Here is a 23,553-nt window from a genome sequence, read left to right as displayed (position 1 = left end):
TTTGAACAGCCAGAGAACAAAGGGAGGAAACGAAGCAGGTTTGTCCATCGATGCATTGATAAATCGTTTATGGACAAAGATTTGAGCCGATTGGATAATTCGAACCGGCCACAGCCGTCGGCGTTGGATACGGTCTAATTCTGCTATCGTTACAGGGCCTTTTTGGAGCGAAGCCGTCAACTGATTAGCTGCGGCAACAGCATCCTGAATTGCCATATTAACCCCTACGCCACCCGCTGGTGACATCGCATGAGCCGCATCGCCAATGCATAAGAGACCAGGTTTATACCATTTTCGTAAGCGATCAATTTTGACAGTAAGTAAGCTGATTTGATCCCAGGAAGTTAACTCTTTTACATAGTCACCAACGAAAGGGGCCAGCTTCAGAATATCGGCTTGAAGGGCTTCGAGTCCTCGTTGTTTAAGTGGTTCGAATTGTCCTTTTGGGATGATGTAGCCACACTGAAAATAGTCCTGTCGGTCAATTAGAACCATGAATCGTCCGGATTTGAAATACCCCAATGACCTTTCTCCAAGCGCAGGATCTTTCGGGATGCGCATCCAGAGTACATCAATTGGAACGCCGAAATCCTGGACGGGTAGTCCTGCTTTTTCCCGAATGATAGACGTTCGTCCGTCTGTGCCGACCACCAGATCGGCTCTAATGTCTAATTCACCAGTAGAGCTAGTCGCGCGTACGCCAACGACTTTTCCATTTTCTTCAATCAGATCAGTCGCTTTTGTTTCCAGATACAGATGGAAAGTGGGAAATTGTCTGGCTTTATCAGCCAAGAAATTCAGGAAATCCCACTGAGGCATGAAGGCAATAAACTTGCAGTCTGTGGGCAAGTGTGCGAAGTCGGCTATGGGAATTATCTGTCCTTCAATGGTTCCGGTAACTGCCCGGAGTTCCTGATGAGGTAGTTTAAGAAACTCGTCTATGAGGCCCAGTTCAACCAGTAATTCCAGCGTTGATGGATGAATTGTATCTCCTCGGAAATCACGGAGGAAATCCTTATGCTTTTCCAGAACGATAACCTCAACACCCGATCTGGCCAGCAGAAAGCCCAGCATTATTCCGGCTGGTCCACCACCAACAATACAACAGCGTGTCGTTCGATTTTCCTTGTTTTGAGGGGCCTGTGGCATGAGGTTAGTGATCGATTTTAAAACAAAAAATTCATTTCAACGTGTTTATCTGTTTATTTACAACCAATTTTTAACCATACGGTTCACGATGTCTTTTTACGCAAACCATCCCGACGATTTACTTTTCGATGCCGCTCGTAAAGGCGACGTTTCCTATATAAATCAACTGATTGCCAGTGGTATTGATATAAACATACAGAATGATAAAGGATTCAGTCCTTTGATTGTGGCTGCTTACGATGGGCATCAGGATGCTACTAAAGTTCTGCTGGATGCTAATGCCGATGTGAATGCACAAGATGTAGGCGGCAATACAGCATTGATGGGTGTCTCGTTTAAAGGGTATCCAGAAGTCGCCCGACTCTTAATTGACCGGGGAGCCGACTTGAATCTTCAAAACGTGAATGGTGGAACAGCCCTGATGTTTGCGGTCCAATTTGGCCGGAACCAGTTAGTGAAACTCTTACTCGATTACGGGGCTGATACGTCTATTCGGAATAATCGAGACCAGAATGCACTGGATTTAGCCTACCAACAAGGTAATGAAGAAGTCTTGCAACTGTTTAATGTTGTGTAAGATGGCGCAAGGTCCTGACTAAAGTGCCCGCCCCTGCGCCATCGACTTGCTTATTTTCCACCTGGCCGGGTTGGACGTACCTCAATCTTGCTGGGGAGCGTTCGGGCTGGCATGCGAATCAAGTCAAAAACGATCTGGCCAATGTCTTCGGGTTGAATCTTCCAGGCGTCTTTATCGCTAGGCTCGTGGTCGTTGAAATAACTGGCCACTGAGCCGGGCATGATGGTGGATACTTTGATACCTTCTTTACGTAAATCAAGCATAACGGCCTGCGTAAAGCCCACCAAACCAAACTTACTGGCATTGTAGGCAGCTCCATTCTCAAAGAAGTTCGTTCCTGCCAGACTTGCAATCGTGATGAAGTAGCCTTCCGATTTTTTCAAGGCTTCCAACGCAGCTTTGGCTGTGTAGAATACCCCGGTCAGGTTGATGTCAATGGTTTCGTGCCATTGCTCAGGAGTAATTTCCTGAATGGACGCAAAGTGTCCTACGCCTGCGTTTGCAATTACGTAGTCGAGCTGCCCCCATTTGCCTAAAATGGCTTCTACGGCTTTTTGTTGCGAGGCTAGATCGCGGACATCGGCAGCAACACCGAGAGCATAACCTGGCTTAATTTCGTTCAATTTAGCGGCTGCTAATTCGGCTGCCACCGATGAGCGACTGGTAATGGCCACTTTTATACCTTCTTTAATTAGAACTTCGGCAATGCCGTAGCCAATGCCTTTTGAGCCGCCCGTAATGAGCGCCGTTTTTGTACTATCTGCCATGGGTAATTCAATACGCGTCGTTTAGATGAGTTGTGTGTATGTTGGCAGAATAACGCCAGAGGACCGCGAAGGGTTTACTGTATGGCGGGAAGAATTAACCTCCTGCTTTTTTCGCTTTATACCCTTTCCCTGTAAGCCATGCAAGTACCTTATCACGATGGTCGCCCTGAATTAGAATTTCGTCATCTTTAGTAGAACCCCCTGCTCCACAGGCAGCTTTGAGCTGCTTTCCTAAGTCAGCTAAATCAGCATCGGTGCCAATGAAGCCCCGAATTGCGGTAACCACCTTATTGCCCCCTAATTTGACAACCCAGATTTTAAGATTCTGCTGAGCAGGTGAAAGTGTTTCTGCTTCACCCTGTTGGTCAGACTGGTATTGAAAGTCAGGGTCGGTGGAATAGACGACGCCGTTGCGGTTTTTCTTGCTCATAGAAAACTCATTTATGAACAAATCTAATGCGTTTTGACTAATCAGTGAGCGGCTTGTCTTCTTGCGCGCCACCACTTTTTAGCGTAATGCCCAAGCCAGAGCCAGAAACCTGACAAAATAACTGCCGGCAGAATAATGACTCTAACGGCAAAAGCGGGTTCAGGAAGTGCGGCAACTGGGCCATAGATGTAGCCGAGAATAGGAATGCTGGCCAGAATGTGAAACCAGCGAATGATTTTTCGCTCGGTAGCAGCTTTCATAAGGTCGGTTTCTTAAAGCTCCATTAGCTGACGAACAGCATCTCCGTATGTACTGCCACTCGTTAATTTCGTCCCTTTTTTATCGGTCATCGCCAGCATGAACTTACCATCGAAATGACGATGAATCTCCGCGATTTTATGCCGATTGACCATTACCGATCGACTGACGCGCACGAACGTATCGGGCAGTTTCTCGTTTAGTGTTGTTAGTGTGTATGTCGTGAGGAACTTCTGACCATCTATCGTGGAGAGGAACACGTATTTATCTTCAGCTTCGAAAAAGGCAATATCGGAAAGGGGGATCAATTTGATTTTTTCGCCCGTTTTTACCGAAATCGAATAGACTTCTTTCTTCGGTTGCATTTGCGCTAAAAGCCGCATAACACTTTCTGTCATCGGATTAGCTGTTGTTTGAGTCGTCTCGCTACGTTCTGCTAATGATTTGATTTTCTGGATAGTACGGTTTAGTCGTTCCGCTTCGATGGGCTTCAGTAAATAATCAATGGAGTTTTCTTCAAATGCCCGAATAGCGTATTGATTGAAAGCGGTAGCAAACACAACCATTGGCATGGCTGTCAATCGGGAGAGCATCTCAAAACCATTAAGCAGTGGCATTTCGATGTCCAAAAAAATTAAATCCGGTCGTTCAGCTTCGATAAGCGTTAGGCCTTCGGCTCCATTGGGTGCTTCACCTATGATTTCGACAGTATCGCGGTGTTTATCCAGGAGACGGCGCAATCGACTGATTGCTAGTGATTCGTCGTCGACGAGTATCGTTTTTAAGGGGAGTACCATAAGTGGTTGAAATTAAGCTTCAGGCGTTAACGAAGCATGGCTGCTTTTAATCTTGGTCATCAGAATCGATAGCAGAACCTGCTTGAGCGGCCAGTTCTGCAACTCGACTCGGGCGTCGTTGCCATACAATAATTTGAGCTTGTCCTGGATACTACGTAACCCGTAGCCACCATCCATGTCATCGGGGAAGCCCGGACCATTGTCGTGTACGCACAGATTCAGCTCTCCGTTTTTTTCGTAAATCCGAACATCAATCCGGCCCGCGTCAGCGCGTTTGGCAACGCCGTGTTTGATGGCATTTTCAACAATGGGTTGCAATAGAAACTGCGGTAATTTTAGGTCATTCAGAGCTGGATCGGATACTTCTACGCTGAATGTAAGCCGGTTACCAAAACGAACCTGTTCTACCTGCAGATAGGTACGAACCATCTCCAGTTCATCGGCCAACGTAGCAAATAGTTCACCATCACGCCCGGTAGAATATCGGAAGAGTTTTGACAGGAGCAAGGTCATTTCTTCTGCTTTGTCGGGGTCATCATGCACTAAACTGGCAATGCTATTGAGGGCATTATATAAGAAGTGAGGATTAATTTTCGCTTGCAAGGCATCTAACTCAGCCCGCGTTTTGAGTTTTTCCATATTGAGCAGTTGAAACTCCTGCTCCGACAATTTTCGGGTGAGCTGACGACCCTGTTGCAGTACGTACAGGAAAACATTGGCAATCAATAAGTCGCCCAGTGCATAGATGTAACCGGGAGCCGTTTTCTCAATAATTCCTGGCCGCTTCGCTAATTCGTCAAGATAAGGCTTGAGTAATACAAGATACAAGCCCGTATTAACGACGAAAATGCTGATCAAAACGGCAAAGCTAGCTACTAGATGGCGTTGCCAGATAGACGGAAATTGACGCGTAAGCCAACTCGATAAGGCCCATGTTAGTAAAAAAACAATAGCCCCATTGGCCATATTCTGAATAATCAGGAACCGATATAAGCCCGCCATTAGGGGGTCGGTGGCGGTTATGATTAGGTTCGTAAAATAGATGATTGCGTTACAACCGTAAATCAGCAAAGCGCCTAAAATCATGCCGATAAGCGTTCCCCAACCCGGTTTTTGCAGAATAGTGGTCAGCGTAATTGGCTCTGGACGAGATTCAGCTACCGGATTGCGATACTTACTGCGCCCGGCGAAATTGAATGTTGCACCTTCCACATTAGCTCCAGTCAGGTCGACATCTTCCAGAGAACAGAAATTTAGGTTTGCTTCGTACAGATCGGCGTCGGCGAAGGAAGCTCCACTAAGGTTTGAAAAACTAAGATCAGCTCCCTTAAGAATAGCTCCCCGGAAGTTAGCCTTATCGAGGTTTGAGAAACGGAAATCAGCCTGTGTCAGATCGAGGCCACTAAAATCAAAATTAGCCAGGTCTGAGCCCATCATATTGAGTCGCCGGCCATTTTTACCAATCGTGCCGATGAGTTGTTCGCGGGTCATTGTTACGGTATTCAGTTTATAGTGTTAGGCAACTTATTCATCGGTTTGGTACTGATTGCTTTAAATGTAGCAAATTTTTCAATGATCTGATTTGACGCTATCGAGTCGCGTTAAGTCTTGCCAGTCTTTTGGTTAACAGGTGTTTATGCATTGACGCCGAATGGCCTACTTACGTTTAAATGCCATGAGTAAACGCTGAAATAAGCCTGGTTGTTGAATGCGACAGTTGTGAAAGGCCCTGATTTTCCATTGCCCATCTGTTTTGATTAATACCATTGTTTGAATCGAGAGTCGGTCCAATGGGGGTTTCTTCTGAAAGCGTAATTTAATGGTACCCGTAGAGTGGACAAGCGCTATTGTGTTACTTAGAAAAGCAATGGATGGTTGTCCGGATGAGTGCATGCTAGAGCCTTTGAGTGCCCATGAATTGAATAAATCATGGTGAATTTGCCGGTTCGCTTCTTGGCCAACAATGTGCTGGCCAGCAAACGTAACGTAGTCGCAGTCGTTGGTCAGGCATTCGGCGAAGATATTCGCATCGCCCAGGTCCCAGGCTGTTGCCAGTTGGGCAAAAACCTGCCGAATAGCTGCTGCATCTGATTGTTCAGAAGCCTCTTTTTTAAACTCCTCTGTTACTTTCATATGGATGACTAGCTGGCTTTGAAAGACTTGTTTCTGAATTAGATGACTCAAAGCTATCCTACTCGGAATCTGGCCACTCGCATTTTCCGACGAATACCAATTCAAATGGAGTGAAATAGGGTAGGGGAGAGATAAAGTAATTTCGTAGTATTGGAAAACCAAACGCAGTTTATGTGTCAGAAACACCTGCGTTGGGCTAACATTTAGCTGTAAGCGTTGTTAGTGACGTATTAACCTCGAGCTCCTTTGACTACTGCGTTGATTTGCTTTCCTCTTTCTATCGGCCAACTTCGTCCCTGGCGGGAGGGCGACGAAGAGTCGTTGGTTCGACATGCCAGCAATCGGCATATCTGGAACAACGTACGCGACTTTTTTCCGTACCCTTATACACCTCGAGACGCCCATTCATGGGTACGCTCAAACAAATCCTATCAGCAACCCAACAATCTGGCGGTTGAAATAAACGGGCAGGCTGTGGGCAATATTGGCTTTACAGTGAAGGACGATATCTATCGGTACAATGCCGAAATTGGCTACTGGATCAGTGAAGACTATTGGGGAAGGGGAGTTATGACCCAGGCTGTACCGATTATGACAAATTATATCTTTCAGAATTTCCAGGTTAATCGCATATTTGCGTGCGTTTTGGAAGGAAATATCGGTTCCATGCGCGTACTTGAAACCGCCGGATATACGCATGAAGCAATTCATCGGAAAGCAGCGGTTAAAAATAATCAATACCTGGACGAACATATTTTCTCTATTCTCCGCATCGAACATCAAGCGTTAAGTAGATAGTCATTGTGTCAGGTATTGTTCCTGTTCCCCAAAGAAAATTACTTAACTATACGCCATTTTTGTGGTTAATTTGTTAAACCATTTCCGCTTCGGCGGACCCACTATTCATGCCGAAAATAGTGATTGCCATTGACGGATATTCCAGCTGCGGGAAGAGCACAACTGCTAAAGCAGTAGCCGCCCGAATGGGCTATGGTTATATCGATACTGGTGCTATGTACCGCGCAGTTAGCCTGTTTTTCATACAGGAACACGTTGCGCTTTCCAGCGAAAAGGAAGTAACAGAAGCTCTGGAAAAAATCCACATTACGTTTAATCATAATGCCCGTACTGGCAGAAACGAAACCTGCCTGAACGGCTTGAATGTAGAGGAGGAAATTCGCAAAATGTACATTTCGAACATTGTTAGTGAGGTGAGTGCCATTCCTGAAGTGCGTTGGGCTATGGTGGCGCAACAACAGAAAATGGGCCGTCGACGGGGTGTTGTAATGGATGGACGGGATATTGGCACGAAGGTGTTCCCGGATGCCGAAGTAAAAGTATTTATGACTGCCGATACTTATACCCGTGCTAAACGCCGGCAACAGGAACTGCTTGCGAAAGGGGAACTGGTCAATCTTCAGGATATCATTAATAATTTAGAAAAGCGCGATCATATTGATACGACGCGTGCCGAAAGTCCACTCGTGCAGGCTCCTGACGCAATGCTGCTGGATACATCACACATGACTATCGAAGAACAGGTCGACTGGGTGATCGAGTTGGCCGACCAGCGTCTGGCCCAACTTCATCGTAAGCGGGGGAGAAAGTTATTGGTGGAGTAAGTGGAGTGGGTGGAATGAGTAAATAAGGACGCTGTCCTACCTATTCCACCCACTTCACTTAGTTTACTTATTCCACCCACTTCACTTACTCCACCAATAACGAATGACTGCCGATTTTCTACTAGTGGGTCAGGGTGTGGCTGGGTCGGTACTGGCCTGGACACTCGACCAGCGAGGTTGTTCCGTAATTCTGGCCGACGACCCTATTCTCCCATCGGCTTCGGCAGTGGCTGCTGGCATTGTCAATCCGCTAACTGGTCGAAAACTCGTTCATACCTGGAAGGCGAACGAGTTGTTCCCATTTCTGCATCAGTTTTATAGTAGTATCGAACAGGATCTCCAGGTCCGCTTCTTTCATCCTAAAAACATTTACCGTCCATTCCGGTCAATTGCTGAACAAACCGCTTATTTAGCTTTAACAAATGACCCTGATGTGCAACAATACATTTCGAAAAATGTTGATAATCAGGGCTATAGTCAATTTATTAATAACCCGTTCGGGGGGCTTGAGGTAACACAGGCTGGCTGGCTGGATTTAACCGAGTTCGTCAGAATTATCAAGGGTTATTTTATTAAAAAAAATCAATACTTCGAAGGTCGAGTTAGTCTTGATGAACTAAAAATCAGCGATACTAAAGCGGAATGGAAAGGAATCGATATTGGGAAAGTTATATTTTGTGATGGAGTTCAAACGCGTGAGAATCCGTTATTTGATTGGCTTCCCTATAATCCTGTGAAAGGTCAGATTCTGACAGCGATGGTTGAAAATTACTCTATCTCAACTATAGTCAATCAGGGAATCTTTATTTTACCCGTTCGGGAGGGATTAATAAAAATTGGCGCTACCTATAGCTGGCACGATCTGGATTGGCAAACAACGGATGACGGTCGCGAGTTTTTAGAGTCGAAAGTTCGTGAGCTTTTAAAAGTGCCTTATCAGGTTGTAGCACAGCAGGCCGGTATTCGTCCGTCGACCAAAGATCGGCGACCGTTTATTGGATTACACCCAAACCAACCTACGGTCGGTATTTTTGGCGGTATGGGCACAAAAGGAGTATCACTAGCACCTTATTTGGCGGAACAGTTTACCCGTTACTTATTAGATGGTGAAGATTTGGAGCCGGAAGCGAATATTAGCCGGTATGTTTCGTTATAGTAACACGAATCAGAATAGTAGATGTAATGCATCGAAAATTCATCTTTTTTTGGTAGTATTCAGTCTTTAAACGCCATTCTCTACACCATTGGCGAATGACGTACTGGTTGTCTTGTTATGCGAAATCAATACATTCTGTTAGTATGCCTGTGGCTAGGCGGGTTGAGTGTGGCTACGGCGCAAAACTATCCGTCGCTGGAGCGATTCGGAAAGAACCGGATTCAATACCGGAATTTCGAGTGGAAAATCATTCGAACCTCAAATTTCGAGATCTACTATTACCAGGATGGTAACCAGATTGCCAACCTAACGGCGCAGTATGCCGAATCGGAGTTTGATCGAATTACTGAATTGCTCGGTTATACGCCTTATAATCGGGTCAAAGTCTTTCTCTTTAACTCCCCTGCCGAGCTTGCTCAAAGCAACATTGGCCTTAATTCGCAGAGCGGGTTGAGCAGCCGGGAGCAGAATCTGTCTAAATCCCGAGTAGAACTGGCGTTTACGGGCGATCAAATTAGCTTTCGGCGACAAATTGTACACGATATCGCTATGCTGTTCGTGTATGATATGCTCTACGGAGGTAGCCTGAAAGATGCACTTCAGAGTTCTCTATTACTCACCTTGCCCGACTGGTTTATGCCGGGTATTGCCTCGTATATTGCCGAGGGGAATAGCCTGGAACTGGACGACTATATGCGGGATGTTTCACTAACCCGTCCCGTCAGAAAACCTTCGCTGCTATCGGGAACTGAAGCTGAGCGAGTTGGACATTCGATCTGGAATTATATTGTTCAGCGGTATGGTCGCGATAATGTGTCGAATATTTTGAACCTGACACGCATTATCCGAAATGAACAAAGTAGTATTTCCAGTACGCTGGGTGTACCCTACAGTCGGTTTTTACGCGAATGGCGGGACTATTACGCAGGTATGGCCACCAGCATCTCTCAGTCTTATCAGCAAGGTGCCGATGATTTTCAGCTTAAAGTAAGTTCGGTTGACAATAAATCGTCTTTAATAAGTCTGAAACTGAGCCCTGATAAACAATTCATTGCTTATACAATTCTTCGGGATGGAAAATTTCATGTAGAAGTTGTTAACACAGCTAACCATAAAAAGTCAACAGTTCTGTCGGGAGGTTATCGGCTCGATGGCCAGGCAACCCATACAAGTACACCATTGGTCGCCTGGCAGAAAGACAATAATCTGTTAATTATTACCGATGAACTTGGGGAAACTAATCTATATCAGTATAGTGGTTTCGAAAAACGAGCCAAGCGCCAGTTTAAGCGTAAAGTAAATGGATTATCGCAGGTAGTCTGGATGGATGCTTCAGAGGATGGGGGTAGTCTGATATTGAGTGCAGAGCGGAAAGGGCAGAACGATCTGTTTCTGTACAGTATTAATCGTGGTTCTTATCAACAATTGACGAACGACCTTTACGACGATTTATATCCAGCGTTTATCGGGCGTACAGCTCGGCAGGTGGTCTTTAGCTCGAATCGAAAAGAAGATACGCTTGGGGTCGACAAAGGATCGTATAAAACCATCCGCGACCACATGATGCTGTTCACGCATGAAGGTAGTGCTCGTGATTTATCGGTGGTACGGCTAACAGATTCTCTTTTTCATGCCACACAGCCTATACCGGCCAGTGAAACAACGGTTTACTTCCTCAACGATGTTTATGGTATCCGGAATCTTTATCGGCTCGAAACCGAGAGTAAAGCCGTAACTCAGGTAACGGCCTTTCCACAAAGTCTCCACTTATACGATCTTAACCCGGCCAATGGTGGCTTTGTGTACAGCAGTTTGAAAAATGGAGATGAGTATATTGGGTTTCGCTCGCAACTAAATCTAAACCAGTCAGTACAGGTACCACCTACCCAGCGAAGTCTAAGTACGGTTCGCGCCAATGCCACTCGCCTGGGAGAGGTAAAAACCGATACAACCAGACAGACTAATCGGACGGTCGCTGATACAAGTATTGCGAACAGGAACTCAACAACCGGAGTGCAACTTGATCAGGCTAGAAAGCTGGCGTTGGAACCCGGCGAAGTGGATACGGATAATTACCAGTTTGATCCTGACGTGTTAAAATCTGCCGAATATCGTCAACGTCGGACAGGATCAGGTGGAGTTTTGCCAAGTCTAACAACTACATTGCCCCGAAATCGTCGCCGGGAAAATATCACGATTCGCGGTCCATTTGATTATAAAGCTACATTTGGGGTTAATGAAGCTCCCTCTAACTGGCGTATTGATCCTATTAAGGGTTTTGGCTATGCACAGGATGTGACGCTGACCGACTTGCTGGAAAACCATGTGCTTCGTGCGGGTGGGTTTATCAGCCTGACCAACACATTACGTAATAGCGACCTGTTTGCCGAATACACAAACTTAACCCACCGAATTGACTATGGTGCCCGGGTTGACCGCCAAACTCTGTTTGTTGACGGAGGTGGATTACTTCAGAAGTACCGATATAATCGTTTTGCTGTATCGGCTTCATATCCAATTTCAGTGAATAGCCGATTTACGCTGTCTCCCTTTTATGCCATTACTCGCCTGATAGATCTGTCTTCGTTCGCTGAACCAGACCGGGTGTCTGATTATGCAGGACTTCGGGGTGAATTTGTATTCGACAATACGCAGGTGAATGGCATGAATATGCTGACAGGAACAAAAGCCAAAATCCGGTATGAGGAATATGCAGGCTTACGGTCTTCTGCGGATGGTTTCCGACGGCTGTCAATCGATTTGAGACACTATCAGAAAATCCATCGCGATCTAATCCTGGCCATGCGTTTCGCATTTAGTCAGTCGGGTGGATCTGCCCCTAAGAAAAGTACATTAGGGGGTATGGAAAACTGGATTGGCCCTAACCCGAAAGAACAGGTTGCGTCGAATCCGTTGCTAGTTCCAAACACAATGCGCAACGAAATTCCTTATGATTATCGTGATGTCTTCTTCCTGGATTTTGCCGCTCCTTTGCGAGGATTCCGGCAAGGAAAGCTTACTGGGAACAGCTCGATGCTCTTTAATGCCGAACTTCGATTGCCGTTGATTCGCTACCTATATCGCGGTAATATTACCTCGAATTTCCTGCGAAATCTTCAATTAGTAGCCTTCACCGATATTGGAACAGCCTGGACTGGCAGCGGGCCGTTCAGTCAACAAAACAGCCTGAATACAGAAGTCGTTGGGGGAGGGAGCATCCCATTCCGGGCTATTGTGACGAACTTCAAAAACCCCTTCCTGATCGGTTACGGAGCTGGTGTCCGAACCATGATTTTCGGATACTTTGTGAAATTTGACTATGCCTGGGGACTTGAAGATAAGACAGTTGGTAAGCCCATTGCCTACCTGACGCTTGGTTACGATTTTTAGTAAAAAGACAATGATATAAAGGCAAAACCGCTCCTTAGGAGCGGTTTTTTTTGTGAGTTGAAAGGCACCGAAAAGTAAATTCCTCCTTAATATATGAAGCTCGGTAAGTATATTCGCTCACTCCAGTAATCTATTAGTTACTGGCTCTCTTCCCGTAAATTAGCAATTCTTCCTCTTTTAAACTCCTGGATAAACTGGCGATCCGTTGTATCTGGATTTTTTCAATGATTGCAGTACAAATAAATAAACGGAGCCAGGCTGTATACAATGCAGTTGGCATAGTTTTCGCTAACTGCTTGCCAACTCAACTTATGCCTCCTATAGGGGTGATGTTGAGACTATTCGGATCAATAATAATATAATGGTATTATAGTTACTTATTGTTAAGTGTCTAAAATACAGTGTTTTATCGCTTATTGCTTGAGAGATCCCAAAAGTAACTGTGATTTGGCATAGTTTTAGTTAATTTTTAGGAAGCAAAATAGCCCTTTCGTGCCCGATTCGCCAGCCGTGACTTATGAGTGGTCTGCTGGTCAGAATATATAAATATTCTGTACGGCTCTGTTTTGTGCTATGAGATCGTCCCAAATTAAGTTGCAGATGGAAGAAATGTCTACACTACACACAGAACATCTTGAGCCTGTGATTTACCGCACCTCTTCAGAACAGTGCCACCAATCACTTGGTAAGAAGAACCAACTAGTTCGCTTTGTCGGACGGATAATACGCTACATCTGGGGGCTGATTCAGGAAAGGACTCTTCCGGTTCAGGAAACTATGTTTGCGCCAATGGCCTGTTTCCTCACCTCATCTTTGAAACACGCTGGTCGGATAAAAAGCAGTACCCAGGAGTTGGTTGGGTTTAAGTCAGAGCCACCAGATATACCCGGTTCGGGTCCACCTGGGTTGCCTGCTTCTACTACAAAAAGAGCCTATCATTTTTTTGCACAACGACCAATGAATGAACAACTTATACTAAAAAAATCTCCTCACGAAACGACTCAGTTATCCGATGTGGGAGGAGAATCAGTACCTATAAGGCCGAAGCTGTGGATAGGAGATAATTTTTCTCAGTTGTTTACCTTATTAGTGGGCAATGTACACGGGAAAACAATGCCCGTTTTTAAACAGGTACTGTCTATATTTTCTCTTCTATTGCTTTGGTCGTTAGGTTCGCCAATACAGGCACAAGCACAGGCAACTATTGACCTAAGCCTTCACAAGAGTATTAGTACGCAGGCTCCCGTAATTGGTGATATTGTTACGTATACTATTGTTGTGGCTAACGCACCTGGCTCAACCACGGCAACCAATGTGTCAGTAAAAGATAATTTGCCAGTTGGAGGTGTAGCGTTTGTGCCAGGGTCAGCCACTATTACACGAGGGGCTGGAACCTATACACCTACTGGTTCGGCTACGGCTACTATTGGTATCTGGTCTATCCCCTCCATTTTGCCGGGCGACTCAACAGTTGTAGTTTTGAAGGCTACCGTTTTAGAACGGGGCGTATGGTTTAATACAGCTGAAGTAGTTGCAGCTGATCAGACAGATTCGGATTCAGTACCTAACGATCAAAGTTTGGTACAAGATGATTATGACGCTGTTTGTTTTTCGGTTCCTATCCTTTGGTATGCTGGTGATGAATATACTGTAACGATCCCATCTGGTTATGATCAGATTGTCTGGTATCGAAACGACACACCAATTAGTACATCTGTAGTATCAACTTCGTTAGCGGAAGTTAACAGTGATTTTTCGCTAACAATTAAAAGTCCTGGTACTTATCGATTCATAACATACCGTAATAGCTGTCCTGCTACAAGTTGCTGCGATATTCAGGTCATTCAGGGGCCTTATGGCAGTTTGGGTGATTTTGTATGGCAGGACACGAATAAAGATGGTGCGCAAACAAGTGGTGAGCCTGGTATAGATGGTGTAAAAGTTTATTTATACGATCAATCTGGTACTACTAAATTGGATTCAACCGTTACTGCAGGTGGCGGTAAATACCTGTTTGATAGCCTAACTGATGGTAGTTATGTTGTAAGGTTTATTGCCCCAACCGGCTATCAATCTACATCGGCTAATGCTGCAAGTGTGCCTGATGATTTAGATAGTGATGCTGGGCTAAACGGTTTTACTGGCGTATATACAATAGATACGAGCCAGCCTGTATCCAGCACCGCACGAAACAATCCTACTGTAGATGCAGGCTTCTTCTTACCAACAGCTTCACTGGGTAACTACGTATGGGCTGATCTGGATAAAGATGGAATACAGGATACTGGCGAACCAGGTATTCCGGGTGTAGTCGTGACGTTGATTAGCAACGGTACGGTAGTAACCTCCACGACCACAAACGGTAGTGGCATCTATAGCTTCACGGGCTTGACACCGGGTGTGCCGTACTCAGTGAGTTTTACGGCTCCGGCGGGTTATACGGCGACACTGGCTCAGGTGGGTGGTGATTTGACGGATTCGGATGCGGACCCCATCACAGGCCTAACCCGGTCGGTAACCTTAGCCCCAGGCGAGAACAACCTGAACTTAGATGCTGGGTTCTACATACCAAGTGCCTCGTTGGGTAACTACGTATGGGTTGATCTGGATAAGGATGGTATACAAGATGACGGCGAACCAGGTATTCCGGGTGTAGTTGTGACGTTAATCAGCAACGGTACTGTAGTGACCTCCACGACTACCAATGGAAGTGGCATTTACAGTTTCACAGGCTTGACACCGGGTGTGCCGTACTCAGTGAGTTTCACAGCTCCAGCGGGTTATACGGCGACACTGGCTCAGGTGGGTAGTGATCTAACGGATTCGGATGCGGACCCCATCACAGGCCAAACCCGGTCGGTGACCTTAGCCCCAGGCGAAAACAACCTGAATCTGGATGCTGGCTTCTACATACCAAGTGCGAGTTTAGGGAACTTTGTCTGGTTAGACACGAACAAAGATGGTTATCAACAACCAGGTGAGCCGGGTATTTCAGGTGTAGTGGTAGTTTTGCTGGACGGTAATAACTCTCCTATAACCAGTACTACGACCAATTCTTCCGGATTTTACCTCTTCACAGGTCTAACTCCAGGAGTCCCTTATTCTGTAAGTTTTGTAGCACCTACTGGATATCAAGCTACCGCAGGTTCTGATGGAGTTGTGAATGATGCTACAAACAGCGATGCTAACCCAATTACGGGACAAACCCGGTCGGTGACCTTAGCTCCAGGTGAGAACAATCTGAACCTGGACTCTGGCTTCTACCCAAGCTGCCCAACCGACTTTAGCCTGATCGTATCGAATGATGCAACGATTTGTAATGGAGACTCAATCAAGCTGGTTGCGACAACCTCCGTTCCAAATGCGAAGATTCACTGGTACTTGACGCCCTATGATGGAACCGCCTTTGCCACAGTGAATAGTGGTGTAGAGGTGCCTGTTCATCCTACAACAACAACTATTTACTATGCTGAAGTTACGGTAGATGGATGTACCAGTACCCGCAAACCGGTTGCTATCGAAGTTACGACCGTACCCGCGCCAATCTGCCTGGGTAATATCAGAAATACCTGCCCAGTCACAACGGTCGACCTGACCAAGATGGAGGTTGAAAACCATGACACGAGTTTGACATACGAGTGGTATACGAGCATAAATCGCTCGGTTGCTACACGGGTAACGAACCTGACTGCTGTAGGAGCGGGTAAATACTATCTGTTTGCTAAATCAGGTAACTGCTACAGCAATCCAACGGTATTGACTGTTGAAATTGTTGACTGCAACTGCCAGAACGTAGCGGGTGTGAATGTGGGTCCAGGCGTATTAGCCTGTTCTGGAGATGTTATTCCGCTCAAAGCTGTGCTCTCTGGTTCGGCAACAAGTGTAATCTGGTCGTCAAATGGTACAGGCATATTTAGTAATGCCGCCAGCCTGACAGCTACTTATACACCGTCAGCAGCTGATATTATAGCAGGCAATGTCCTGATTACAGCGACAACCAACGATCCAGATGGAGTAGGTGGCGTTTGTCAGGCTGCGACTAGCTCGCTGATTCTTCAAATTAACAAGCGGCCAGATGCTCCATTTAATGTGGCTTGTGACGATACATTGGTTTGCCAGGGTAGCAGCACCAAACTGATCGGTTTTGCACCCGGTGCCAGAATCAACTGGTATGATCAGGATGGAAAGCTGATTGGTACAACACAAAGCGGTGGAAAATTGGTGATAACACCATCGAAAACGGGCTCTGTTGTTTACTATGCTGAAGCTTTCAACGATGCTGGTTGCGTAAGTACGCGCTCGTCATTGACGATCACCATTGGTACATGCCGGGCTGATCTGGCGGTATTGAAGACAGTAGTGACGCCTGGCCCATACAGTGTAGGACAGAAAATCACTTACGCCATCACAGTCACGAATAACGGTCCGATAACGGCTAACAGCGTGAACGTGACAGATGTACTACCTGCCTCGCTGACGTATGTAAGTTCGACCCCAGTTGGTCAGTATAGTCCAGCAACGGGCATCTGGACAATCGGTACGTTGACGGCTAATTCAGATCGTAACCTGTTGATCGAAGCAACTATCGTGGGTTCTAGTTCGATTAAGAATACAGCGATTGTAGGCAGTCCAGATAACGACCCGAACTACACGGCGAATGATACCTCATCAGTTACGATTCCGGTTAATCTGTGCGCCGTTATCCCACCAACTATCGTTTGTGCAATCACCGAAATTTGCAAAGGTGGCACAACGACGCTGAGTGCGAAAGGATGTACGGATGGTACAGTGGTCTGGTCGGATGGTCATCGTGGTGCGACAATTTTTGCGACACCAGGCGTAACAACGATTTATACGGCTAGTTGCGTAGTTGGTCAGTGCATAAGTACTGCATCGAACTCGATTACGGTAACGACTGTAGAGCCACAAACGCCAACGATTACGGCCAGTGCTGATAATGTTTGCCCAGGTACATCTGTAACGTTAACTGCGTCAGGTTGTGCGGGTGGTATAATCGAATGGTCTGATAAGGCCCAAACAGGTACTTCGATTGTCGTTACGCCTTATGGCAAAACGACCTATACGGCTCAGTGTCGGATCGCTAGCTGCTTGAGCAATCCGGCTGTGAAAACGATTAACATCACGACGGATATTCCAACACCAACAATCGTTTGGAGTACATCGGTTGTGTGTCCAGGTGAGACTGCGACGCTGACCGTTGCGAACTGCCTCGGTACGCCAGTCTGGAATAACAGTACAGCCACAACAAGTAGCATCATTGTTACGCCAGCGCTTGGCAGCAATAGCTACTCGGTGTATTGTAAGAATGGTGCCTGTGTGAGCAAATCGTCTCCTGTCTATACTATTAAGATAGTGGCACCAGTTATCCCGACCGTAACAGCCAGTGCTGATACGATCTGTGCCGGCGGTGCTGTGATCCTAACGGCTGCCGATTGTAACGGAACCGTTTACTGGAATGTAGAAGGTAAGACCGGTCCAAGCATCACGGTATATCCTACAGCTAACGTTAGCTACTTCGCTCAGTGTAAGTTCCGGACCTGCCTAAGTGAGCCATCTAATACGGTAAATGTTGCGGTTGTTAATCCAGCATCGCCGATTGTTAGAGTTAACAAAACGCTTATCTGTAGCGGAGATCTCGTATCGCTAACGGCTACAGGCTGCAACGGTACGGTTCAATGGCATGGCGTAGATAAGGTTGGAGCTTCGATTGACATCTACCCAACCGAAACCAAAGACTACTATGCTACCTGCAAACAGGGTTCTTGTGAGAGTGATCCATCGAACAAGATTCGTGTAACAGTCAATACGTCGAAGACCCCAGCACCAACAGTTGCAGCGTCGACATTGGCTGTCTGCAACGGTGGAATTGTCTCGCTGACAGCTACAGGCTGTGATGGAACGGTGAAATGGTCTGATGGACAGCTTGGTTCGGTTGTGTCAGTAACGGCAACGCCTGGTAATCATGAGTTCTACGCACTTTGCCAGCCAACCAGCAGTACACTCTGTGGCACTGGTAAGTCGAACGTTATCAATATTACTGTAACACCGACGCCAACGCCTGTTATTGTTCGCTGTCTGTGTAGTGCTGATACGATCTGCCCAGGTGAACAAGTGAAACTGTCGGTGAAAAATTGCCAGGGTACACCTTACTGGAGCACGGGTGAAACAACAACGAGCATTGTTGTGTCGCCAACGGTAACCACAGCCTACACCGTTTACTGTCAGGAGGGCGTTTGTAAAAGCACGACGACTGACGGATATACGATCACGGTGATCCCAATGGCGATTCCAACAATTACTGCGTCTGCTACGACTGTTGAGCCAGGTGGTACAGTTACATTGTCGGCATCAGGTTGTGCGGGTACAGTAATCTGGTCGGCCAACGACATTAACGGAAATAACAAAGGAGCCTCTATTGTTGTGCGGCCAGAAGGTACGCAGACGTACTATGCACAGTGTCAGTTCCGCGAATGTCTGAGTGATCCATCGACTACCATTATCATCAACCCAGGTGATTGCATAGCTAAAGCTGGAACACTGATAGCTGTGAATGGAACAGTTTGTGGTTCCTCAAGCGGTACTGTAACCGTAGCGGCAACGCTCAATGGCGGACTTTTACAGCCTTCTGGTTATTCATTAGTATACCTGCTGACGAAAGGCGGTGTGATTCTGCAAACCAGTACTACGCCAAGCTTCATCGTACCTTCGGAAAGCGCATTGTATAACATCCGAACGCTGATTTATAATGGCAACACAGGAGATAAGGGCTATTTTGATGTGTCGCAGGTGAAAGTAGGCATTACAACTGCTGGCGACGTAGCACAATTGATTCGTAATACGTGTGCAGATCTGGATGGAACTGGTGCTGATGTAACAGTAAATGTTGTAGCACCACCAACCATATCGCCTGGTCCGGCAATCACCGCCTGCTTCGGTAGTAAAGTAACGATAACGGCTCTTGGTTGCGAAGGAGGTATAGTAACTTGGTTAGATGGGTCAATCGGTGCAACTATCGAGAAGACGATTTATGACTATGTGTGGCTTATGGCTACCTGTACCAAGAATGGTTGCACCAGTGAACCGTCGCACAGTATCGATATAAAAGTAGGGGCACCTGCTATTCCAATTATCGTGAGCGACAAGCCTGCAATCTGTGTGAGCGAAACACTTTCGCTGACAGCTACAGGCTGCGAAGGAGGCACTTATATCTGGTCGGATGGAACGACTGTTGGTAGCACACTGACAATCAGTCCAACATCAGATGTAAGCTACCGCGTACGCTGCAAAGTAGGTGAATGCTTAGGTGACTGGTCGGCTTACACAACAATCAAAGTAGGTGTACCGTCTGCTCCAACAATCTCAATCGTTGGAGGTGCAACTAGCACTACAACCTGCTTCGGTGCACCAGTAACGCTGGTAGCTGAAGGTTGTGGACCAAACAGCTACGTGACCTGGTCGAACAACGAGGTTGGTAACTCAATTACTGTATCGCTGGCAAGCACAGCTACCTTCTCGGCTCGCTGCTGCAACTCGAGCGCTTGTAAGAGCGTACCATCGAATGAAATCGCGGTGACGGTACTGCCGAAGGTTCCACAACCAACGGTAACAGACATCACCAATACATGTCCAATCCTAACGGCTGATCTCGCTAAGGCAATTAGCAGCAGTCCTTCAACGACAGGTGGTGTGTTTGAATACTACACGGATGCATCGTTAAGTGTAGCTTCGAAAGTAGCTGACCCAGCGCACGTTGGTACTGGAACGTACTATGTAATTGAACGGACGATTAATGGATGCACAGGCCTGCCAGTTGCGATTCATGTACAGATCAGTACTTGTGGTGAACAAACGCCTTGCAATGCACAGAATCCGGCAACAGCCAACGCTGGTATTGATGACAACGTCTGTGCTGCGAAAAGCTATCAATTGAGTGGTGCCATGGGTGGTGCGGGTAAAACCGCCCACTGGACCACCAGTGGTAGTGGTACTTTCGACAATTCGTATGCCTTGAATGCGATTTATACTGCCAGTGCCGAAGACGTACTATCGGGTAAAGTAACACTGACATTGTCGGTTAGTACCAACAACGCAGCCTGCCCAGTAGCAACAGACGATATGCTTCTGACTATTGATGGCGTCAAGTCGATTCCTGTCGTGACGGTAGTAGGTGCAGTTAACTTGTGCTATGGTGATTCGATAACCCTGAAAGCGCCTGCCGGTGCTTCGGGTTACAAATGGAGCGATAACGAAACAACGCAGAACATTGTCGTTAAGAAAAGCGGAGTGTATAGCGTTCAACTTTACGATGGAAAAGGGTGCAGCTCAGTTAAATCGGATGATGTGGTCGTGAAGGTTAACGAACCTGTTCTGCCTCCTCTGGTCCACAATCTGCGGAATACCTGCCCATCGAAAATTGTTGATCTGACAACAGCTCTTTCTTCGCCGAACCCAGGTAGCTCGTATACCTATCGGATTTGTGAGTGTAACACGTCAAATATCGTGATTCGCCCAGATTCAGTTTGTGATGGAACTTATTGGATCGTAGAGAAGAATGCACTTGGTTGCGTGAGCAAACCAGCCAAAGTTGTCGTTAAGGTCTTCAACTGTGCTAGTGATACACTCAATACAGATGTAAGCATTCTTAAGACGGCTAGCACGGCCTTTGTGAAAAACGGTGAGCCTGTTACCTACACCATCACCGTGAGTAACGCAGGACCCTATACCGCTAAGAACATCGATGTTCGTGATGTACTGCCTAAAGGACTGGAATTGGTGCCTGCATCATCGCCATCCTACAAAGTGTCGAACGGTGTGATTACACAAACGATCGATAGCCTGAAAGCAGGTGCTTCAACACAGATTGTGTTTGCTGCTAAACTGCTGGTAAAAGGTAAGGATGTTGTTAATACTGCCGAGATTACTTATCTCGACAATAAAGACACTAACCTGGCTAATAACAGCTCGAGCGTAACGGTGAAAGACACATCGGCTCAAAAGCACAGCCTGATTGGTTTGGCTAAATCGGTTCTCGGAATTCCGAAAGCCGTAGGCGATTCACTCATCAAAGTCTCGTATCAATTCGTTGTGACGAACTTTGGCGATGACACCCTACGTCATGTACAGCTTGCTGATGATCTGGCCTACGCCTTCTCACCAAACGCGGTAGTTGATACTAAAGTGACGTTGTCGAACACGGCATCTACGTTGAAACTGAATCCGACCTTTACCGGAACAGGTAGCAACAGTGTCATGATTGACACCACAAGCTACCTTACACCGAACCACTCAGAATTGATTGTTCTGGATGTGACAGTGAAGCGGGTAGCAGGCGATACGACCAAGGCATTCAATAACTATGGTATTGCAACCGCCTTTAACAGTCTGACGACTGTCACTGATATCTCAACAAGTGGTGGTGATGCTGACCCTGATAGTGATGGTGATCCAACCAACAACACAAGTGCAGCAAGCTTCACGCTGACTAGCGCACCACAAGGTCCAAGCATTGGTCTGGCACTGGCGGTTGTTAAAATAGAGCAGCAGCCTGATAGTTCGTACAACGTTACCTACAAGGCGACGATTAAGAACTTTGGCGATGTGGATCTGAAAGGTGTGAGTCTGACAGATAGCCTGAGCAAGATCTTTGCATCACCTGCTTCGTACAGTGTTGTAGGAACACCTGTAGTTAGAACGGGTAGCACGTTAGTGGCTAATGCTGGATTCGATGGTAATACACAGCCAAATATTCTCGGTACCGCCAGCACATTAGCGGCCGGTGCGCAGGATACAGTCCTATTCGTAGTGAATGTGAAGACCAATGGCAACAACGGTCCATTCTATTCCTCCGCAACTGCTGAAGGTAGCACGCTCGACGGTAGCCAGACAGTTAAGGACATCTCCAACAATGGACTTGATCCAAAACCAGAAGGGTCTGTGTCTACAACAGTTCGCTTCGATCTGCCAAAAGGCTTACTCGGGGTAGCTAAATCGGTAGGTAATCCAACGCTGATTTCTGAAGGTGTCTATGACATTCCGTACACGATTGCCATAAGCAACCTGGGTACTGTACCGCTCAAAAAGGTTCAGGTGGAGGATAATCTTTCTCAGACCTTTGGGCATGGTGCGTTGATTGTCAGTAACCAGATTTCGGTCACTGGTACAGGTACGGTAACTGTCGATCCGTCTTATACTGGTCAGGGTCTGATCACTAAAATGCTGGATGATGCAACGAGTACGCTGGAAGTCGGTGCTAAAGCAACCCTGAACTTCACCGTTCGTGTGGATGTGAAGAGCGCAGATACATTGACGTTCTATAACACAGCTCTGGCAACGGCCTTAACCCCAACAGATGATGTGGTAGAAGATGTATCAACCGCTGGTACAAACGATGACCCGGACAATGACCTGGACCCACGCAATAATAGCCAGACGACACCGATTGTGTTGAATAGTCTCTCGTCTAACTCGTATATTGGCGTTGCGATGGCGGTTCGTGATACGGTTCGTAAGGTTGATGGTAGCTTCGACGTAACGTATCAGATTGTGGTGAAAGCATACGGTCCTGATCCGCTGAAGAATGTGAGCGTAAGTGATACCCTGTCGAAGGTCTTTAATAACCAGACAGGATCGACTTACACAGTTGTTAAGGCACCAATTATTACCTCAACGGGTAGTGCCCTAAAACTGAACCCGAACTTCAACGGTGGTTCTGATCCTGTGATCGTTCTGGGTGACAGCACGAGTACACTGGCTGTAGGTAAAGTCGATACGATTCAGGTTGTTGTGAATGTTGCTTCCAATGGTAGTACGACAACGTTCCTGAACTCGGCTTATGCACAGGCTACGGCTAAATCAGGTACAGTAAGCGATGTATCGACGAGTGGTTTGAATCCTGACCTGAATGGTAACGGAAACCCAACCGATTCGAACGAACGTGAGGCTACTGCGCTGAACCTGCCACCAACGTATTTGACAATCTTCATCCCAGAAGGTTTCTCGCCAAACAACGATGGTATCAACGACCTGTTCGTGATTCGTGGAACTGCCGGCCTGACTGTTAGTCTGGACGTTTACAACCGCTGGGGCAACCTGGTTTATACAAATGCTGATTACCATAACGATTGGGATGGTAAGCCTAACACGGGTATTGCAGTCGGTTCGGATGCAACCGGACTACCCGACGGAACGTACTACTACGTGATTAATTTGAGCGATGGACGCAAGTTTGTACGATACATGACGATTAACCGCTAA

Annotated in this window: 13 protein-coding genes; 6 read left to right on the top strand and 7 right to left on the bottom strand. The window is 46.6% G+C overall.

Annotated features, from left to right (window positions below; translation table 11 throughout):
- Positions 1 to 1,149 (bottom strand): FAD-dependent oxidoreductase (locus GO755_RS32205; protein WP_157589546.1); only part of this gene is annotated, 1,149 nt, incomplete at its 3' end.
- An 88-nt stretch (positions 1,150 to 1,237) separates the two neighbouring features.
- Between GO755_RS32205 and GO755_RS32200 the strand changes: the two genes are divergently transcribed.
- Complete coding sequence (locus GO755_RS32200; protein WP_157589545.1) at positions 1,238 to 1,726, top strand: ankyrin repeat domain-containing protein; 489 nt, start codon at positions 1,238 to 1,240, stop codon at positions 1,724 to 1,726.
- 50 nt (positions 1,727 to 1,776) lie between these two features.
- On the opposite strand, the gene GO755_RS32195 is transcribed toward GO755_RS32200, so the two are convergent.
- From GO755_RS32195 to GO755_RS32170, 6 genes are all read right to left on the bottom strand, one after another.
- Positions 1,777 to 2,493 carry an SDR family oxidoreductase gene (locus tag GO755_RS32195; protein ID WP_157589544.1) on the bottom strand — a complete coding sequence of 239 codons (717 nt, stop codon included), beginning with the start codon at positions 2,491 to 2,493 and terminating at the stop codon, positions 1,777 to 1,779.
- Positions 2,494 to 2,587: 94 nt separating this feature from the next.
- Positions 2,588 to 2,923, bottom strand: coding sequence for a translation initiation factor (locus GO755_RS32190; protein WP_157589543.1), 336 nt, complete (start codon positions 2,921 to 2,923; stop codon positions 2,588 to 2,590).
- A 41-nt stretch (positions 2,924 to 2,964) separates the two neighbouring features.
- A complete protein-coding gene (locus GO755_RS32185) occupies positions 2,965 to 3,183 on the bottom strand; it encodes a hypothetical protein (RefSeq protein WP_157589542.1) in 219 nt (72 codons plus the stop codon).
- A 12-nt stretch (positions 3,184 to 3,195) separates the two neighbouring features.
- On the bottom strand, positions 3,196 to 3,978 hold the full coding sequence (locus GO755_RS32180) for a LytR/AlgR family response regulator transcription factor (protein ID WP_157589541.1): 783 nt from the start codon (positions 3,976 to 3,978) through the stop codon (positions 3,196 to 3,198).
- Between the two features lie 12 nt (positions 3,979 to 3,990).
- On the bottom strand, positions 3,991 to 5,469 hold the full coding sequence (locus tag GO755_RS32175; protein ID WP_157589540.1) for a histidine kinase: 1,479 nt from the start codon (positions 5,467 to 5,469) through the stop codon (positions 3,991 to 3,993).
- A gap of 165 nt (positions 5,470 to 5,634) precedes the next feature.
- Positions 5,635 to 6,111 carry an SgcJ/EcaC family oxidoreductase gene (locus GO755_RS32170; RefSeq protein ID WP_157589539.1) on the bottom strand — a complete coding sequence of 159 codons (477 nt, stop codon included), beginning with the start codon at positions 6,109 to 6,111 and terminating at the stop codon, positions 5,635 to 5,637.
- A gap of 246 nt (positions 6,112 to 6,357) precedes the next feature.
- On the opposite strand from GO755_RS32170, the gene GO755_RS32165 reads away from it, so the two are divergent.
- The 5 genes from GO755_RS32165 to GO755_RS32145 all read left to right on the top strand — a co-directional run bounded on the left by GO755_RS32165 (position 6,358) and on the right by GO755_RS32145 (position 23,553).
- Positions 6,358 to 6,909, top strand: a complete 552-nt coding sequence (locus GO755_RS32165) for a GNAT family N-acetyltransferase (protein ID WP_227687168.1) — start codon at positions 6,358 to 6,360, stop codon at positions 6,907 to 6,909.
- Positions 6,910 to 7,016: 107 nt separating this feature from the next.
- Positions 7,017 to 7,733: a (d)CMP kinase gene (gene cmk / locus GO755_RS32160; protein ID WP_157589538.1), complete on the top strand. Its 717-nt coding sequence runs from the start codon at positions 7,017 to 7,019 to the stop codon at positions 7,731 to 7,733.
- A 103-nt stretch (positions 7,734 to 7,836) separates the two neighbouring features.
- Positions 7,837 to 8,889: an NAD(P)/FAD-dependent oxidoreductase gene (locus GO755_RS32155; protein ID WP_157589537.1), complete on the top strand. Its 1,053-nt coding sequence runs from the start codon at positions 7,837 to 7,839 to the stop codon at positions 8,887 to 8,889.
- A 117-nt stretch (positions 8,890 to 9,006) separates the two neighbouring features.
- Complete coding sequence (locus GO755_RS32150; protein ID WP_157589536.1) at positions 9,007 to 12,279, top strand: hypothetical protein; 3,273 nt, start codon at positions 9,007 to 9,009, stop codon at positions 12,277 to 12,279.
- Between the two features lie 573 nt (positions 12,280 to 12,852).
- Positions 12,853 to 23,553, top strand: coding sequence for an SdrD B-like domain-containing protein (locus tag GO755_RS32145; RefSeq protein ID WP_227687167.1), 10,701 nt, complete (start codon positions 12,853 to 12,855; stop codon positions 23,551 to 23,553).

This window comes from Spirosoma arboris, assembly GCF_009754945.1.
In the GTDB taxonomy this organism is placed as follows: domain Bacteria; phylum Bacteroidota; class Bacteroidia; order Cytophagales; family Spirosomataceae; genus Spirosoma; species Spirosoma arboris.
Note: the sequence above shows the minus strand (reverse complement) of the source record. Positions and strands in the feature narration are given on the sequence as shown.

Coding starts and splice junctions, on each gene's coding strand:
- GO755_RS32150 (WP_157589536.1), top strand. CDS start 9,007: ATGCGAAATCAATACATTCTGTTAGTATGCCTGTGGCTAGGCGGGTTG.
- GO755_RS32200 (WP_157589545.1), top strand. CDS start 1,238: ATGTCTTTTTACGCAAACCATCCCGACGATTTACTTTTCGATGCCGCT.
- GO755_RS32190 (WP_157589543.1), bottom strand. CDS start 2,923: ATGAGCAAGAAAAACCGCAACGGCGTCGTCTATTCCACCGACCCTGAC.
- GO755_RS32175 (WP_157589540.1), bottom strand. CDS start 5,469: ATGACCCGCGAACAACTCATCGGCACGATTGGTAAAAATGGCCGGCGA.
- GO755_RS32195 (WP_157589544.1), bottom strand. CDS start 2,493: ATGGCAGATAGTACAAAAACGGCGCTCATTACGGGCGGCTCAAAAGGC.
- GO755_RS32185 (WP_157589542.1), bottom strand. CDS start 3,183: ATGAAAGCTGCTACCGAGCGAAAAATCATTCGCTGGTTTCACATTCTG.
- GO755_RS32180 (WP_157589541.1), bottom strand. CDS start 3,978: ATGGTACTCCCCTTAAAAACGATACTCGTCGACGACGAATCACTAGCA.
- GO755_RS32145 (WP_227687167.1), top strand. CDS start 12,853: ATGAGATCGTCCCAAATTAAGTTGCAGATGGAAGAAATGTCTACACTA.
- cmk (WP_157589538.1), top strand. CDS start 7,017: ATGCCGAAAATAGTGATTGCCATTGACGGATATTCCAGCTGCGGGAAG.
- GO755_RS32155 (WP_157589537.1), top strand. CDS start 7,837: ATGACTGCCGATTTTCTACTAGTGGGTCAGGGTGTGGCTGGGTCGGTA.
- GO755_RS32170 (WP_157589539.1), bottom strand. CDS start 6,111: ATGAAAGTAACAGAGGAGTTTAAAAAAGAGGCTTCTGAACAATCAGAT.